This window comes from Fibrobacter sp. UWB15 (assembly GCF_900177705.1).
In the GTDB taxonomy this organism is placed as follows: Bacteria; Fibrobacterota; Fibrobacteria; order Fibrobacterales; family Fibrobacteraceae; genus Fibrobacter.
Window position 1 is genome coordinate 28,889 of sequence record NZ_FXBA01000013.1, and the last position, 16,305, is coordinate 45,193.

A 16,305-nucleotide genomic window follows, 5' to 3' on the forward strand; every position below is an offset into this window, starting at 1 on the left:
TATAATATTTATTCACATGTTGCAACTAAAATATACAATTCTGGAAACCTGCTACAATCTCGCCTTTACAAGCTTATACAAGTCGGCGAATACGGCATCAGGGCTGCGGTCGGCATCGATAGCCGCAACGCAGTCGCTGTAGTCACGGGCCGCGGCAAGGTACCCCTTGCGCACCCTCTCGAAAAATTCGGCCTTCTCGCTCTCCAGTCGATCGGGTGCCTCGCCCCGCTTCGCGGTGCGCGCGCGTCCCCGCTGCACATCAATGTCAAGCACCACGGTGAGTTCCGGAAAGCAACCGTCGCAAGTAATTTCGGTCAGACGCTGCACAAGGTCAGCGCCCAAGCCGCGGGCACAACCCTGGTAGGCAAAAGTGCTCCAAGCAAAGCGATCGGCAATCACGATTTTTCCGGCATCAAGCGCGGGCTGAATAATCTCTGCAATCACCTGGGCGCGGGCGGCATTATACAACAAAAGTTCCGTCTTGTCGCTCATGATTCCCTTGAAACTCGTATCCAAAAGAATCTCGCGCACGCGTTCCGAAATCTTTGCGCCGCCCGGTTCGCGCAACTTCACCACGGAATAACCCTCCTTGGTGAGAGCATCAATCAGCATATCGATCTGGGTCGTTTTGCCCGAACCGTCGATACCTTCTAAACTAAAAAAATGCTTAGCCGTTTTCATAGTAGATTCACAATTACTTTAAAAGGTAGAAAAAATTTATGGTACGCCAAGAAAATACTATCTTTACAACGCTTTTTGCAACGAATGGAGTTTTGTATGGCCTCTGAAAATGCGATTATCGAACGTGCCGAAATGTACCTGCGCAAGCTCTCTTGCGGAATCAACCCTCTGACAGACGAAATCCTGCCCGAAGGGGATTCCTGCAAACAGGAACGCATCAGCAAGTGCCTCGCCTACGTCGCATCGCTTTTGCAGCAGCAGCTCAACCACGACCAGGTGGCCCCCATGCCCACCGCCGAAAAGCCGCGCGTAGCAAAGAAGAACGCGAAGCCCGCCATGCAAGATTTGGCCATCGACGCCGAAACCCTGAAGGGTTACCGCTTCTTTGATTACCCGGTGTCTATTTCCCGCGTGGTGCGCAACGTGAACGAACTTTTGCCCAAGAACATGAACCACCTGCTCTATGCCGACGTGGCAAACTTTCTGGTGCAAGAAGGCATTCTCGAAAGACAGTCCACCGAAAGCGGCACCGACGCCAACCTGCCCACTGCCAAGGGCGAAACCTACGGATTCGAAAAGGGCGAATCGGACCTGCGCGGACACCATAACATTTATACGCAGTGCTGGCAACAGGCGCAACAGTTCATTTTGGACAACATTCAAAAGTGCGTCGACATTGCAAACGAACGCTTTGCCAAGCGCAAGGCCAACCAGGCTCAAGATTTTCAAGACGACCAGGAATACGCTCCGAAGCGCGTGCAAAGGGAAAAATTTCACCTGACCGCCGAACAACTGGCCGACTATCCCGCCGAAGATACGCCCGTGCCCGTGAGCGAAATCGCACGCCGCCTGAACACCCTTGTAGGCGAGAACATGGAACGCATCTACTACAAAGTCATTCGCGACTGGTACGTGGAACAAGGCTACCTTGAATTCAAGACATCGCCCGAAGGCCGCAGCGCATTCCTGCCCACCGAAAAGGGCTCCATGAGCGGACTCTTCGTGGAATCGCGCACCGGCAAAGACGGCGAACTCTACGACGTGGTGATGTACGATTCAAAAGCCCAGAAGATTTATCTGGACCACCTCGCTAACGAAAACTAATACAACCCGCAAAATTTATCCCGGTGACAAACCGGGAATTTTTTTATACAAAAAAAGCCGTCGGTTAAGACGGCTTCTTTTTAGTTACTTTATTCCAAGTCCTTGCCGTGGCACTTCTTGTACTTGAGGCCAGAACCGCACCAGCACGGGTCATTGCGGCCCAGCTTCGGAGCCTGCTGCTGAGCGCGGCGGCGTGCAGCGGCGAGCATGGCGGGGTTCACCTGGCGAGTGCCCGGAAGCGCAGACTGCGGCATCGGTTTTGCTTCCTGCTGTTCTTCAGAAATCGCATTCGTTTCAGAAGTAGCGGCGGTGCCTGCAAGGCCTGCGGGCTTTGCGCCTTCGGCACTCATCTGCTCGGCAGATTCGGCATTGGATTGCTTCGCTTCGGGAGTCTGCGCGGCCTGTTCAGTGGCAGGTTCTGCGGCATTGTTCGCAGCAGCGGCTTCTTCGGCGGCCTTCTTTTCGGCTTCGATCTGTTCTTGGCTCTTGAGCTGCAACTGGTCCGGAGAAACCGTCACACCGTTCGGGAGCGTAATGCGGATGTTCAAGATGCGGAGCGCGGTGAGCGTCGCGATCTTTTCCATGCAGCCTTCGAACATCTTGTAGCCTTCGTTCTTGTAGACCATCAGCGGGTCCTTCTGAGCGTATCCGTGGAAACGGATAGAGTCCTTCAGCTGGTCCATGGCGTACAAGTGTTCCTTCCACACCTGGTCAATGGTCATCAACAAGAAGCGGCGTTCAATCTGGCGGAAGTCAGCTTCCGGAATAATCTTCGTGAGCTTGTCGTAGCGGACCTTGCACAGGTCGATGATTTCATCGAGCACCTGTTCCGGCGTCTTGCTCATGGCATCTTCGAGCGTGAGGCTGTATTCCATGCCGAGGCTACGCTGCAAGTCAATGTGCAAGCCTTCCAGATTCCAGGCTTCGGCGTAAGTCTTGGCCGGAATGTACTGAGACACCTTGATATCGCAGGCGTCTTCGATGCGGTTCATGATTTCTTCGCTGATGTCTTCGCCGTTCAGAATACGGCGGCGCAGGCCGTAAATCACCTTACGCTGTTCATTCATCACGTTATCGTAGTCGAGCAAGTGCTTACGAATATCGAAGCTCTGGCCTTCCACGCGGCGCTGGGCACCACGAATCGAGCGGCTCACGATCGGGTGGGTAATCACTTCGTCTTCGCCCACGCCAAAGCGGGTCATCAAGTTCTTGACGCTATCGCCACCGAAGATACGCATCAGGTTGTCGTCGAGGCTCAAGAAGTACTGGCTGGAACCCGGGTCGCCCTGACGGCCGGAACGACCGCGCAGCTGGTTGTCGATACGGCGAGATTCATGACGTTCGGTGCCAAGCACATGCAAACCGCCAAGCTCGGTAACTCCCGGGCCAAGGGCAATGTCGGTACCACGACCAGCCATGTTGGTTGCAATCGTCACCTTGTCCTTGTAGCCGGCGTACTGAATGATTTCAGCTTCGCGGCCATGGTTCTTCGCGTTCAAGACTTCGTGCGGAATGCCTTCCTTTTCAAGGAGGCCATGCAAATGTTCGGACTTTTCAATGGATGCCGTACCCACGAGGAGCGGCTGTCCCTTACTGTGGCGTTCCTTGATTTCGGCCACAATGGCGCGCCACTTGGCATCTTCAGACTTGTACACCATGTCCTGCAGGTCCTTACGGATGCAAGGCTTGTTGGTCGGAATCACCCAAGTGTTCATGTTATAAATCTTGATGAATTCCGTGGCTTCGGTTTCGGCGGTACCCGTCATACCCGAAAGCTTCTTGTACATGCGGAAGTAGTTCTGGAACGTAATCGTTGCAAGCGTCTGGTTTTCGCGACGGATCTGCACGCCTTCCTTGGCTTCAATCGCCTGGTGCATACCGTTGCTGTAGCGGCGGCCTTCCATAAGGCGGCCCGTATTTTCGTCAACGATGATGATTTCGGTATCGCGGACAATGTAGTCCACATCCTTTTCGTAAAGGTACCAGGCCTTGAGGGCGTTATCCAAGAAGTGTACCCAGTCGGCATGTTCGCCGTACAGGTTCGTAATGTGCATGAGTTCCTGAATGTGGTTCACGCCCTTTTCGGTCAGCTGGATGTTCTTGTCCTTTTCGTCGACCGAGAAGTCCTTGTTCTTAATCAGCTGTTTGGCGATTTCGTTTGCCTTGGCGTACTTTTCGGTAGCGTCTTCGGCCGGGCCACTAATGATAAGCGGCGTACGGGCTTCGTCAATCAAGATGGAGTCCACTTCGTCGACGATACAGAAGTTCAGTTCACGCTGCACCAGCTGGTTGGGTTCCACAGCCATGTTGTCGCGCAGGTAGTCAAAGCCGAATTCGTTGTTGGTACCGTAGGTCACATCGCTGTTGTAGCTCACGCGGCGTTCTTCGGGGTTCAGGCCGTTCACGATGAGACCCACCGTGAGTCCGAGGAACTTGTAGACCATGCCCATCTGCTTTGCGTCACGGCCGGCGAGGTAGTCGTTCACCGTCACCACGTGCACACCGTGGCCAGAAAGACCGTTCAGGTAAACCGGCAGGGCGGCGGCAAGCGTCTTACCTTCACCCGTCGCCATTTCGGCGATGGCACCTTCGTGGAGTACCAAGCCACCAATCATCTGCACGTCGAAAGGCATCATGCGGAACGGCTTCACCGATTCGGGGTAAAGTTCGCGGACCTTCGCATACACAGAGGCGGGCAGGTAAACTTCCCATTCGTTCTTGCCGGCGGCAAGTTCGGCCTTCGCGGCGTTCACCGATTCCTGGAGCTCGGGGCCCAAGCGGCTAAAGTCAAAGTTGAATTCCGGCTTGAAGATATTGAAGATACCCAGGCGGCGGTCGCAAGCTTCCTGGCACACGGCAAAGGCTTCGACCTTGATGTCTTCGAGGGTAGCGCCATTCTTGAGCTTTTCGCGGAATTCCGCACTCTTGGCGGCAAGGGCGGCGTCATCCAGGGCTTCCAGGGCTTCGCGGGCCTTGTGGATTTCGGCAATCACCGGGCGCAGCTGCTTGACCTTACGTTCGTGCGGGGTACCAAAGATCTTGTGAAGAACGGTATCGACTATGCTCATCTTTTTCCTTTTTACGGCCGAGGGCACCGCCCGCGGTCTCTGATTAAAAATTTACGGGGAGAATTTAGCAAATTGCATGCCAATTCAAAATCGTTTAGTCTTGAAACAGGGGCTATTGCTGAATCTGCTGCGAAATCTGGGCCAGCATCGCCTTGCAACCCTCGTTTACATCGTCCCAAGTAGCCTGAAAATCGCCTGTATACCAGGGGTCCGCCACATCGCGGCTCTTGTGCGCCCAATCCATCAAGAGTGAGACCTTGCGATTTTCCACCGGGCCAGATGTTTCACGAGCATACACATCGGCCGGCAAAATCCAGCGGAGGTTGCGCAAATTGTTACGGTCCATGAGCACAATGTAGTCGTAATACTCGTAGTCGCGCGCCGTCATCTGACGCGCCGTCTTTCCACTGCAATCGATTCCGTGCATGGCAAGCATGCGGCGTGCCGGCGGGTACACCGGGTTCCCGATTTCTTCGGTGCTCGTCGCGGCACTTGCGATTTCAAATTCTACATCTTTCAACTGAGACTGCGCCGCCCCCTGTTGTAATTCGGCGGGCAAATCCCGTACCAGTTTTTTCATCACGAATTCAGCCATCGGGCTTCGGCAAATGTTCCCGTGGCACACAAACAGAATCTTGATCTTCATGCAGACAAACTATTCCATTAATTTATTTAAACCGAACCATTTGCAAGTTGCTACCGATACGTACCAAGTAGTTTCCTGCACGTTCGACCATCACGGCAAAATTCGACGATTCAACCTGTCCCTGTTTCACGATGCGGCCCTGCAGATCGAGCACCGCATAGGCAGCTCCCACACGGGCGTTTAACACCTGAATTTCGCGACCAGCGACCATAAGAGAGAACTGTGGAACAAAGCCATCGGCAACAATCGCATCCTTGCCCTTGCTGGAACTAGACTTGGCACCTGCAGAACTGCTGCTCGACGATTTCGCCGACGAACTGCTGGAGTTCACGCCGCTGCTGGAAGAAGCCGCCTCGCTGGAGCTCGATTTTTCGGAACTAGACGAAATCTGCGAACTGCTCGAAGCAACGCTAGAACTACTCGGGATAGACTTCCATTGCGCTGATACAGACAAGTCCTCGGATACTGTCGCGGGAATTTCAGTCACAATGTCATTACCCCATTTCCAGCCAGCAAAGGAATAACCATATCTCGAAGGCGTTGGCAACGGTAGCACCTGTCCAGGCGTATGGAAAAGAACATTGGTCGGCAAATCAACATACCTTGCCACATACAGCAGAACAAGATACTGCGTCTTATCTACCGAGAATACAGGATATTCATCGCCCTGAATCCAGTTATCGCCCCTGACACTACCCACAACCTCTGCACCGGTAGAATCCTTTAGTACATAGCCTTGCAGCACCTTTGCCACAGTGCTATCTTCAAAAGCCTCCGCCTTGACAGGAGTACCGATACTGTCTTCAGGCAGCGTTCCGTCCAAATAGAAGTTGTTTTCAAAAGTGACTTCACTATCATACATTTTTGAAGGCTTATCGCCGATAACCCTACCCTTGCTGTAATTGTTAAGGACAAATGAGCGTTCAGGCCTGCATGTTTCATATTGACATTTTCCCAAATCACCTACATAATAAGCCCCGATCAGGCCACCATATCTGCCCTTAGTTTCTATGTCGGCAACATTGTAGTTATTCGCAATGAAGAAGTTGCCTGCCGCTTCACCTACCAGTCCTCCGGCAGGTCCTATAGCAACAAATCCTTCTACAGGAGGCCTCTCGATGACAATGCTGCCTTCATTGTAATTCTGCACAAGAACTGTAAATTCGTCAGCATGACCAATAATACCGCCAACATCTGTTGATGTAGCATGAATGATTCCCCGATGACCGCTGTTTCTTATAATCAGCAAATTATGCGCTTCCGAGACTAGACCACCAGCAGTTCCGCCCCTTGCATAAATAGCGCCATCAAAATGCGTATTTTCAATTTCCATAATTGCAGTAGAATTGGTATAGCTGCAAATAATTCCGCCAGCATCATAATCACTTGAAATGAAAGAGTCCTTGACCTTTAAATTACGGATGGTGATTGTTTTTGCGTAATACTTGGGGCTTGCATCATAAAACATCCCTTCGGAACCGTTTATATAAAGCCCAGAAACAGTGTGTCCCTGACCATCGAAAATTCCACCATTGTAAAATGCAATCGTTTTCCATGGCAGAAATTCATGCATCCTTGCGCTGTCGAGAGTTCCATCGCGCTTCAAGACATTCTCGTTGACCACGATATCCTTCGTAAGCTTTCCACATGCATAACCCAGACGCTCATCCTCATTGTATTTTCCTGTGGTAAACGAGCCGTCCGCAAGTGCCGAAAATCCGTAAAGTTCCTCGGCATTCGAAATGATGTAGCAGCTGTCCGCAGGATCTATCGCCGGTCTCTTGTATTCGTACCACTTCGCATAGAAATCCTTGTCGCCCTTGTCACTGGTTGTGATGGAATCGACAGGATTGCCGGTCAGCTCTTCGTTGTCATACCAGCCTATAAAGATGCTGCTGTCACGCGTGTAATGACGAAGAAGCTTTTTACCAATACTACCCAGATAGCAGTCTTCAGAATTCCCCAGGATGAGTGCATCTTGATAACTTGCAGTAGGATTGCCGCATCCCATATAAGACCCAGATTCAGTCACGCCACCATTGGCATGGTAGATTATCTTGTAACGGTCATACATCCTCGCCCAGTATTCAAGGTCGCCCGTTGTTGTATTGGAAATTGCCGTATCGTTTTCTCCGCTGAAATCGGCATTCCTATACCAGCCACCAAAAACTAGGTTCTCCTTGGACGTTCCCTTAGGAAGCATCGTAGTGAGGCCGGCAACATAATTGTCAAAATATTTAGCCGTATCACCATCGAAGGTATGGAATTCAACCGTATATCTGGCTGCAATGGAGTTATTAAGTTTACCCGAGAAATTCGGATAAGGATCCTTGCCGACATCCTGTCCCCAAATGGCGCCACTCGAATTTTCTCTCAATAAATATGCCACCGCACCATCGCGGAATGCGGCGGAATCTACTAGAACTCCATTATCGCTAGACCCTTTTTCCAGTACGTAACAGTTGTTGATCTTGATTGATTCTCTCAGACTATATGGATAACCTATCAATTGGGAATAAAATTCATACTTATTGTCTACAAGTTCTCCAGCGCTATAGCAATTTGTCAAAGTCAATGAAGTATTCTCGCCTACATAACCGACAACGCCCCCAACAGAGGGTACACGACTAGGCTGGCTTCTTGTAGCTTCAAGGTCAGACAGCGAATAGAAATTAGTTATTTGGGCTTCACCATCTCCAGTAACAGATTCTACAAGAACACCAGCTACGCTTTTTGTCAAGAAATAGGAATCGATTATTCCCAAATCCTTGACAACGACCGTATGTTCGCTTGACGAGACAAAAGATTTAAAGAGGCCCGAACCCGTCTCGGAGTAAAGTCCCGAAATGACGTGCCCATTGCCATCGAATGTTCCCGAGAATTCCTTTATCGGTTCCCACACGGCCAAGTAATCGGCACCATCGCTGCCAGGCCAGGCCCACTTACTCAAGACACTGTCATTCACGACAATGTCCTTCATGAGCTTACCGCAAACGGAAGGATTCGCCGCAGAGGAATCGTTCCCGTTTACAATTTCGGCGAATCCGTAAAGTTCCTCTGCGGTTGAAATCTGGTAGCATCCGCCAGAAAGCTCCGGAACCTTGGAGGTGATTTCCTTGGCAGAAACCGTTACAGTCCCCGCCACAAAGGCAAATGCCACGATAGCAAAGGAAAAAGGCCCTAATTTCATGATTTGTGTTCCTCTCCTGAAATATCTTTTTAGCCTAATAAAAATAATAACTAATTTTCAACACATGCCAACCCGCACCCACGTCACCCACGAATTCCCGGCCCTATACGACCGCGAATCCCGCGTACTGCTGCTCGGCTCCATACCCTCGCCCAAGTCGCGCGAAATGGCATTCTACTACGGGCACCCGCAAAATAGATTCTGGAAAGTCATGGCAATCGTGCTCGGCGAAAGCGTGCCCGAAACCATCGCCCAAAAGAAGGCCATGCTCAAAAAGCATCACGTGGCCCTGTGGGACGTTCTGGACAGTTGCACCATCGTGGGTGCAAGCGACACAAGCATCGAAGACCCAGTTGTGAACAACATAAAAGAGTTCGTTGAAAAATCCAAAGTCACGCGCATCTTTTGCACCGGCGCCACCGCCCACAAGCTGTACCAGAAACTCTGCGCCAAAGACGTCGGAATGGACGCGGTCAAACTCCCCTCCACCTCGCCCGCCAACTGCGCCGTATCGCTAGAGAAATTGGTTGAGGCCTACAAGGCGATTCTAGAATAAATCCCGCTACTTAAAACCCGCTAGCGGTTCCAGCCGTTATGCCCTTCTCCGTAATAGAGGGCGGCGTCTTCGGGGCCAAAATCGTCGGCCACAGAATCACGCGGAGAAAGCCACCCGCGCATCTTGCGGATGCGAGCCTTGCGAGCCTCGGCAGCTTTGGTCGCTGCGGGGGTCGCGGCAAGATTCGTGCCAGTTTCATTGTGTTTTTCGTCAAGTGAATCGGCCATACATAAAAAAGATAGCTTAAAATCGTCCAAAAAAGATTATTTTAAAAGTATGAGTATGAAAATCCACCACATCCTCGCCGTAGCGTTCTCCGCGGCTTCGCTTACTCAAGTGCCTGCCTTCGCGCAAACGGCCTCCGACACCGTCTCGTTCGTGAACTTTGAGAATCGCGAAGTCGGCGTGTACGGCAATGCGGAGGCCAAGGAAGACTTCAAGCGCAACGACTACGACAAAAGTTGGTGGTACGCCATGGACAAGAACAATGGCGAAAATTCCAAGGTCGTGTACGACGGCGAGGAACACGGCAACGTACTGCAGCTCAAGTACCCCAAGGGCTGCGTAGGCCCGAACGACAACGACACCCCCGCCTGCGCCGCGCAGATCATCCAGCCCCTCGTGAAAACCGCCGATACCATGTGGAGCGCCTACGACATATTCTTCGAAGACGGGTTCGAGTTCCAGCTGGGCGGCAAACTCCCCGGCCTTTGCGGCGGCAAGTGCTACACCGGCAACGCCATGCCCCAAACCGGCGACGGCTGGAGCGCACGCATCATGTGGCGCAAAGACGGCAACGCTGTGCAGCTCATCTACTTTATGGGGCAAGAGTCCGTATACGGCGACGATTTCAAGTGGGACTTAAACGGCACCATCCCGCAAAAACAGTTCACCACCGGCACCTGGCACCACATTGTAAACAAAGTAAGTATGAACACCATCGCCTCTCTCGGCAACGGCGACAAGAACGGCCGCGTACAAACCTGGCTTGACGGCGAACTCGCGCTAGATGTGGATACCCTCAGGCTTCGCGACTACGACACCGTGAAAGTCGACAAGTTCTACCTCTCCACATTCCACGGTGGAAGCAGCGCCGAATGGGCCCCCACCCACGACTGCTACATACGATTTGACAACTTTACGGTCTCGACGGATTCTATCGCGATCTCCAAGCCCGCGCCGAATGGCGGTGACACCGACTACATCCGCGCGCGACTCCCATTCCGTGCGAACGCGATGCCGGCCAAGGCGTTCCGCGTCAACGGCACGACAGTCGGCGAGAAAAAGGGGTATTACGAAGTGAAGGTGGGGAGATAGGGGCAACGCAAAATAAGTTCTCTGGGCAATCTCAGGGCAACTCAGAAGCGAAATCAAGCCGATCTCTGGGCAAACTCTGGGCAATTTCGCCCATTCTCTGGGCAATTTTCACTTGTTTCTGGGCAATCTCTGGGAAGTTCACAGGAAAAAACGCACCACTAGAACTATAGGCTCTGCGAAGGTCAAGGTAGGGAGATAGGGACAGCGCTTATCTTTTTCTATGGTCACAAATTGTGACCATAAAAATGCTTGATACTCAGATGTCATTTCAAGCGTTTTATCGCTTGAAGTTTTGTTTATCGCTTGAAAATCATTATTATCGCTCGTTTTGTCGCTTGAAAAGCCGTTTGAAATAGCATTTGTCGCTTGAAATTCAACTTTATCGCTTGAAATACCGCTTGGAAACTATTTTATCGCTTGAAAAGATCTCTTTGCGGGGCGTAATTTCTTAAATAGATAGAGAATTTACCCTTTTTCCAAGGTCACAATCTACGACCTTGAAGATTTTTGGAGATCACAAATTGTGACCTCCAATTTTTTCGAAATATATATGCTGTCGGATTAATGTTGGAATAAATGTCGGTTTAAAAACTGTCACGCTTGAGAATACTCACCGCATGGCAGGCGTAGAAAATTTTGTTCTGCCGATGTGTAGTGTCTTTGAATTCGGCAAAAACATTTTTCACTTCTGGATAACGCTCAAAGAGATCTTCTTCCCGGAACATTCCCGAAACACGGCTCATAGCGTTCGGAGAAGGGAGCCTTAGGCAGGTTCTCTTGCTTTTCGCCTCTTCAAAATCAAAAATAGACGCAGCAACGGAACCGCAGCATATAATCTGTTTAACCGTAGAACCCAACGCAGGCAACATCTTTCGCCACAACTCCTTCGACAGCTCCCGCATTTCCTTATTGGGATTCACATTCTTGTCCCCGTCCCTTAACGACCACAAACAAGCATTGCAAATCGCAGTCTTGAAAGGATCAAATTTTTTTATAGCAGCCTTTAACGCAAGCGGAATGGAACCATCCTCCCACGGGCCAACATCCAATTCAGGGAAAAGGCCCTTACTAGCATCATGGTTCTTAGAGCAATCCTTATCTGGATACAAACGACAGATTTTCTGCAATTCCGTGCAGTTTTTATAAAGTTTTTCACTCATATTCTGCGCTTCTGCGACCACCAAGATTCCATTCCAGTTTTCGGGAATATACGGAATGTAGGGAATGCTCTCGACGACTGCGGTCGAACCATTGTACCTTCCGTTTTGACAGATATCCACTAGGCTCTGGCGTAATTCTTGAATCGTTTGATCCATATTGGCTTCACGAAATTTCAAAAAAAATTTAGATACTTACATATTTCAATTATCTATCATAGTAAATTATGAAATAAAAAAGACTATTCTGACACTCCTTTTTCTGGTATTAGATAATGGTACGACAGTGGAATCAGATTTGATCTAGTAAATTTCCAGCTATGCGTAGATTCATCACCACCTGAGACCTTACCTGTTTTATTGTCATAACGAATATTACAAAGCAAATACAAAATAGTTTTCTTTCGTTTTGCTAATTTAACTTCGTTTTTTGTCAGAATTACCCCATCACCAGATCCTCTTGTTCCTTTGACCTCAATCCATTCAATACAATTTCCGTTTGTCGCAAGAATATCATATGATTCAGTTTGCGAAACGTTTTTACAATGAAAACCTTTCTTTTCATAGAATAATTCGCATCGTTTCATCGCATAATCTTCTATCGCTCTTCTAATTTTAGGGTCAGATTCATATGAATATTGCGATTGACCATCCTGAATACAATCGCCTTTTGTTTTCAAATTAGGCCCAGTATATTTTTCCGTCAAAGCTATGGCCTTCTTGATTTCTTTCGCCAAATCAACAACGGGAGTACCCTTGCGATCTAACATATAAAAAATGTTAGCCTGTCCCAAAGAAGTAATTTCACTATTTGTTCGAGGTATAGACAACTTCCTTTTCTGAGGAGGCAGCAAAACAACGTCATCTGCCCGGCATTTAATATTATAACAAGCATCCTTTAGCGGATATCGACGGATATTCTTACTGAGTGGTTGGAATTCTCTATAAACCGTTGCATTTTTATACCAACCAACAACATACTGACCACCTCCATATTCTTTTGGCTTTGTCGCCACCCATATTACCAGCACATCTGTAACACAATCACTCTTCTTGAAAGCTGGATTTATTCGACCGATATTTAAATGAGGATCATTATTCTTTTTTGTTCCACGAGGAGGTTGAACATAACCGTAACAACAACCATCCTTTTCCCGGCGAAAATTAAACGCCTCATGGCCAATATTTTCTATGTTATGTTTCCCGCCATTCACGGGTCTTTCCGTATCAGCCCCTTGATAGTACTGCATGTAGCCAATTCTAGCAAATAAGACGTTCATGAAAACTCCTAAATTTTATTTGACTACTCTGTTATGCATGAGTCGCATGTGCATTGATTACACGAAACATTTTTTGTCCTAATTGACGATCGTTCTTCACAACAATTGATGCAACGCATTTAAAACTGTGATCAATTGCTCCGAAGTCACATTCTGCATCCAAATCCCTAGAATAATCAGCCCAATACAAATCCCTTAAGTTTTGATATCGGTTTTTATGATCTATAATAATCGTGTTATCGAAATATGATGCAGACGAATATAATTCCGTATGTTTTTCAAAATCGTATCCCTGCTCATTTTTCCTCAAAAGTTGCTCAAATTTATGCGCTACAAATTTATCCGACGAAGCCATATCTAAAACATTAAAAAAATCTATCAGCACCAACTCCGCATATAACGACACATCTTCATTCATTATAACACCATGCATTAGTCTATTCCTAAAAATCGGGAAATAAAAAACATAATACATAAGATCCAAAGAAGTAATTATATCTTTTTTTTCTAATAATGCTGCTTTATCTGACACGGTTTTGGTCAATAATTGTTTTTCAGAAAAGCCTAGATTCAAAGCGTATTCCATAAAAAGCCCTTCTATTTGCGACACCGCCAACATACAAAACACATACTTGTCTTGGTTATAAAAAGCCATGGTTTTAAGCAAAGAGCTTTTACTGTTTGACAACACAGGGTTTTTCGTAATCAAGTCATTAATTTTCGTCATTATGCCATATTTTTTTATGTAGACTGAGGCCATACGACTCATATGCTTTACGCGATTTTTACTATTTTCAATAAAATATGCCAATCTCAAAGCCTGTAAAGCATCCATTTGAGGAAATTTATTCAAAAGAGCTATTTCAGATTCGGTAAAGTGTTTTGGGCAAACTCCATATCCTGTTTTAACAAAAGAATACACGCCACTAATAAAAACATCTTCTAATTGTAAGGCTTGTCTATAGATTTGTTCTTTTTCGTATAATTGAATTTGTTCCAAAAAGGTTTCAATTTTTTCATTCACATCATTAACGTAATAGGCTATTTTTTCTTGCACATCTCTTTTTTGACAATTAGTTTGTTTTATTAATGCGTTTAATTGTTCCCTTTCAGTTTCCATTCGATTTTTATCGATAAGAACCATTTGACAGAGGTCTTTATATTTATCTTTTGCTTTTGAATTCAAGCGTGCACAAGAACAAATCGTCTCATAAAATTTTTCCGTATCTTTGTCAAAACCTAAATAATAATGTGATAATTTCCCTATGGCGACACAATTTCCTGTTCTAGACATTAAGTACCAAAAGAACATTTTTATTCTTTTTTCTTTTTCGTAGCAGCAACGCAGAAAAACCTCTGCCAAATATTTGCAATCCCACTTTTTTATATTTTTTTTCCTTTGCAAGTAAAGGACTGCTTTTTCGCGACACTCATTAATTTCTTTAATTTTAAACATTTTTCCCCATTGCACTACAGACAATCAAATGAATAATCTATCATTTTTTCATCTGGGCCAAAAAGCCAAGCCATATAATTTTCAGAAGAAATGTTTTTGTATTGTTTTATTAGGGACTCGTGTATCGCCTCATCGTTTTTCGCTTCAAAAACGATGGATTGGACTCCGCAAACAAAATCACTGTTTGCAGATTTGCACAAAATGTAATTGACGACATAATCAAAATAATTATGCAAATGATTAATTGCTATTTTGATTCCAGGAACTTCACATCCTATATGAGTTGCAAAATTTCTTATCCGGTACAATCTGTGAAGATGCTGTTCAATTCTATTAGAATGTTCGTTTAATGTTTCTATAAATTGTTTACTCTCAGACATCTCTTTTTTCATTGTATAGACACGATTTCGCATCAAAGGATTTTTCCCTAAAAGCGAATATATATTTTTCATTTCAGAACTTTCTAAATCATAAGAAGCCAAATATTGGACAAACGAATGGAAGGAATTTATTCCATTTGCAGATAAACACGCATTTCCTAAAGCTTTTTCTAATTGAGAATATACTGCCCTATATTTCTTCAATACAAAAATTTTTTGCATAATTCGTTTGACGCTAAAAACAACGTTTTCCCTAATACTTTCTTCATTTGGCTCTGAAAACAAAGTCTCTAGTGCGGTCCAAAAATTTCTAAATAGAGCCAAAACATTCATTGATTCGAGAGCATTAGAATGCATTTCCATAGCCTGAATTATAGATGACGATGCGTCAGAGCTCATTGATTTGCTATTTAAAACATTCTTTATCAATTGTTCAACAGAATCTCTGTCACTCGTTGCCCTGAAATTCAAAATGGATGGCAGGCGGATATTTGCATATGATCCATTTTCTCTTTTCACCAAAAAGCGATACACAGTTTTACTAAACATGTTATGGTAAAAAAATCGTGGCAAAGTTTGTAAAGAATCAACATAATCATTAAAACTTTGCACAGCAGAATAAGCATCAAAAGTTGTGGTTTCCCAAGAAACCACACTGATTTTTCGTTCTGATGTTTTTGCAACAAGGCGCCTATATTGAGCCAATAATTCAACACCATCACGATTTTTTTCTAATATGTCTTTTTGCTTTTCGACATCTATTATTTTAATATTTTGAAAAAAATCAGATTTAAATTCAATTCTTTCTAAAAAATCAAAGAATTTATAGTCGACCAAAATCAAAAACTCAAATTTTTGAGGAGCTGGAGATACTTTCTTTAGAAAGACATCAATTTGCTCACACGACTCAATTTTTTCAAGACCAAAAAATTGGATTAATTCATTCCTCAAAAATCTTTTTGAGTAACCAATACCTATTAAACTTATGAAATAATTTGCGACATATTGGATTAAAACTTTTTGACACTTATTTGTTTTAATCGATATCTTTATAGCCTCGATGCAACCGTCAATATACTCACTAAGGGAACACGCCTGCATAAAAGATTCTATCCACATTTTTATTTTTGAAGAGTCTTTTTTTGCTTCGATAAACCCTTTTTTTATTGATTCCAATCGAAAACCCAAAATACCTTTTAAAACAGAATCGTTTTGAAGTTTTTCTAAAAATTCGTCAATAATGATTGGCACATATTTATCATAATATTTTTCCACCAAGCCATACTGCTCCAATATATGGCTGGTATATTGAATTTCAAATACCAAAGTTAAAGCATTATGCATTGGTAATGCAAAAGAATCGGGAGTTCTATCATCTAACAGTTCTTCAGCAACTTGATAGAAAAAAAATAATGTTTCCAGGGATTCCTTCGAAGTATCCCATTTTTCTGGTATTTTATTAATCATGAA

General features: G+C 46.1%; 12 protein-coding genes. 3 read left to right on the forward strand and 9 right to left on the reverse strand.

The genetic code is table 11. From position 1 onward, the window contains the following. Window positions 1–51: 51 nt before the first annotated feature. A complete protein-coding gene (tmk, locus tag B9Y58_RS13405) occupies window positions 52–681 on the reverse strand; it encodes a dTMP kinase (protein WP_073058031.1) in 630 nt (209 codons plus the stop codon). A 96-nt stretch (window positions 682–777) separates the two neighbouring features. Here tmk and B9Y58_RS13410 point away from each other — a divergent pair, with 96 nt between their 5' ends. Then, window positions 778–1,785: a hypothetical protein gene (locus B9Y58_RS13410; RefSeq protein WP_233247987.1), complete on the forward strand. Its 1,008-nt coding sequence runs from the start codon at window positions 778–780 to the stop codon at window positions 1,783–1,785. A gap of 89 nt (window positions 1,786–1,874) precedes the next feature. On the opposite strand, the gene secA is transcribed toward B9Y58_RS13410, so the two are convergent. From secA to B9Y58_RS13425, 3 genes are all read right to left on the reverse strand, one after another. After that, the gene (gene secA, locus B9Y58_RS13415) at window positions 1,875–4,853 is read right to left on the reverse strand and encodes a preprotein translocase subunit SecA (RefSeq protein WP_073058106.1); all 2,979 of its coding nucleotides are present in this window, start codon (window positions 4,851–4,853) and stop codon (window positions 1,875–1,877) included. 112 nt (window positions 4,854–4,965) lie between these two features. After that, a complete protein-coding gene (locus B9Y58_RS13420; RefSeq protein ID WP_073058027.1) occupies window positions 4,966–5,499 on the reverse strand; it encodes a low molecular weight protein-tyrosine-phosphatase in 534 nt (177 codons plus the stop codon). Window positions 5,500–5,521: 22 nt separating this feature from the next. Next, complete coding sequence (locus B9Y58_RS13425) at window positions 5,522–8,689, reverse strand: InlB B-repeat-containing protein (RefSeq protein WP_073058024.1); 3,168 nt, start codon at window positions 8,687–8,689, stop codon at window positions 5,522–5,524. Between the two features lie 64 nt (window positions 8,690–8,753). On the opposite strand from B9Y58_RS13425, the gene B9Y58_RS13430 reads away from it, so the two are divergent. Continuing rightward, window positions 8,754–9,245, forward strand: a complete 492-nt coding sequence (locus B9Y58_RS13430; RefSeq protein WP_073058022.1) for a DNA-deoxyinosine glycosylase — start codon at window positions 8,754–8,756, stop codon at window positions 9,243–9,245. Between the two features lie 20 nt (window positions 9,246–9,265). Here the strand turns inward: B9Y58_RS13430 and B9Y58_RS13435 are convergent, their stop codons facing one another. After that, complete coding sequence (locus tag B9Y58_RS13435) at window positions 9,266–9,472, reverse strand: hypothetical protein (protein ID WP_073058020.1); 207 nt, start codon at window positions 9,470–9,472, stop codon at window positions 9,266–9,268. Window positions 9,473–9,521: 49 nt separating this feature from the next. Between B9Y58_RS13435 and B9Y58_RS13440 the strand changes: the two genes are divergently transcribed. Continuing rightward, window positions 9,522–10,562 (forward strand): polysaccharide lyase, encoded by a 1,041-nt coding sequence (locus tag B9Y58_RS13440; RefSeq protein WP_233247988.1) that lies wholly within the window; start codon window positions 9,522–9,524, stop codon window positions 10,560–10,562. Window positions 10,563–11,146: 584 nt separating this feature from the next. On the opposite strand, the gene B9Y58_RS13445 is transcribed toward B9Y58_RS13440, so the two are convergent. The 4 genes from B9Y58_RS13445 to B9Y58_RS13460 all read right to left on the reverse strand — a co-directional run bounded on the left by B9Y58_RS13445 (window position 11,147) and on the right by B9Y58_RS13460 (window position 16,302). After that, window positions 11,147–11,899, reverse strand: coding sequence for a hypothetical protein (locus tag B9Y58_RS13445; RefSeq protein WP_143154719.1), 753 nt, complete (start codon window positions 11,897–11,899; stop codon window positions 11,147–11,149). A 62-nt stretch (window positions 11,900–11,961) separates the two neighbouring features. Continuing rightward, complete coding sequence (locus B9Y58_RS13450; RefSeq protein WP_073058016.1) at window positions 11,962–12,999, reverse strand: protein NO VEIN domain-containing protein; 1,038 nt, start codon at window positions 12,997–12,999, stop codon at window positions 11,962–11,964. 31 nt (window positions 13,000–13,030) lie between these two features. Next, window positions 13,031–14,455, reverse strand: coding sequence for a hypothetical protein (locus B9Y58_RS13455; RefSeq protein ID WP_073058014.1), 1,425 nt, complete (start codon window positions 14,453–14,455; stop codon window positions 13,031–13,033). A 14-nt stretch (window positions 14,456–14,469) separates the two neighbouring features. Further along, complete coding sequence (locus tag B9Y58_RS13460; protein ID WP_085534943.1) at window positions 14,470–16,302, reverse strand: hypothetical protein; 1,833 nt, start codon at window positions 16,300–16,302, stop codon at window positions 14,470–14,472. Between the last annotated feature and the right edge of the window lie 3 nt (window positions 16,303–16,305).

Coding starts and splice junctions, on each gene's coding strand:
- tmk (WP_073058031.1), bottom strand. CDS start 681: ATGAAAACGGCTAAGCATTTTTTTAGTTTAGAAGGTATCGACGGTTCG.
- B9Y58_RS13410 (WP_233247987.1), top strand. CDS start 778: ATGGCCTCTGAAAATGCGATTATCGAACGTGCCGAAATGTACCTGCGC.
- secA (WP_073058106.1), bottom strand. CDS start 4,853: ATGAGCATAGTCGATACCGTTCTTCACAAGATCTTTGGTACCCCGCAC.
- B9Y58_RS13420 (WP_073058027.1), bottom strand. CDS start 5,499: ATGAAGATCAAGATTCTGTTTGTGTGCCACGGGAACATTTGCCGAAGC.
- B9Y58_RS13425 (WP_073058024.1), bottom strand. CDS start 8,689: ATGAAATTAGGGCCTTTTTCCTTTGCTATCGTGGCATTTGCCTTTGTG.
- B9Y58_RS13430 (WP_073058022.1), top strand. CDS start 8,754: ATGCCAACCCGCACCCACGTCACCCACGAATTCCCGGCCCTATACGAC.
- B9Y58_RS13435 (WP_073058020.1), bottom strand. CDS start 9,472: ATGGCCGATTCACTTGACGAAAAACACAATGAAACTGGCACGAATCTT.
- B9Y58_RS13440 (WP_233247988.1), top strand. CDS start 9,522: ATGAGTATGAAAATCCACCACATCCTCGCCGTAGCGTTCTCCGCGGCT.
- B9Y58_RS13450 (WP_073058016.1), bottom strand. CDS start 12,999: ATGAACGTCTTATTTGCTAGAATTGGCTACATGCAGTACTATCAAGGG.
- B9Y58_RS13455 (WP_073058014.1), bottom strand. CDS start 14,455: ATGTTTAAAATTAAAGAAATTAATGAGTGTCGCGAAAAAGCAGTCCTT.
- B9Y58_RS13460 (WP_085534943.1), bottom strand. CDS start 16,302: ATGATTAATAAAATACCAGAAAAATGGGATACTTCGAAGGAATCCCTG.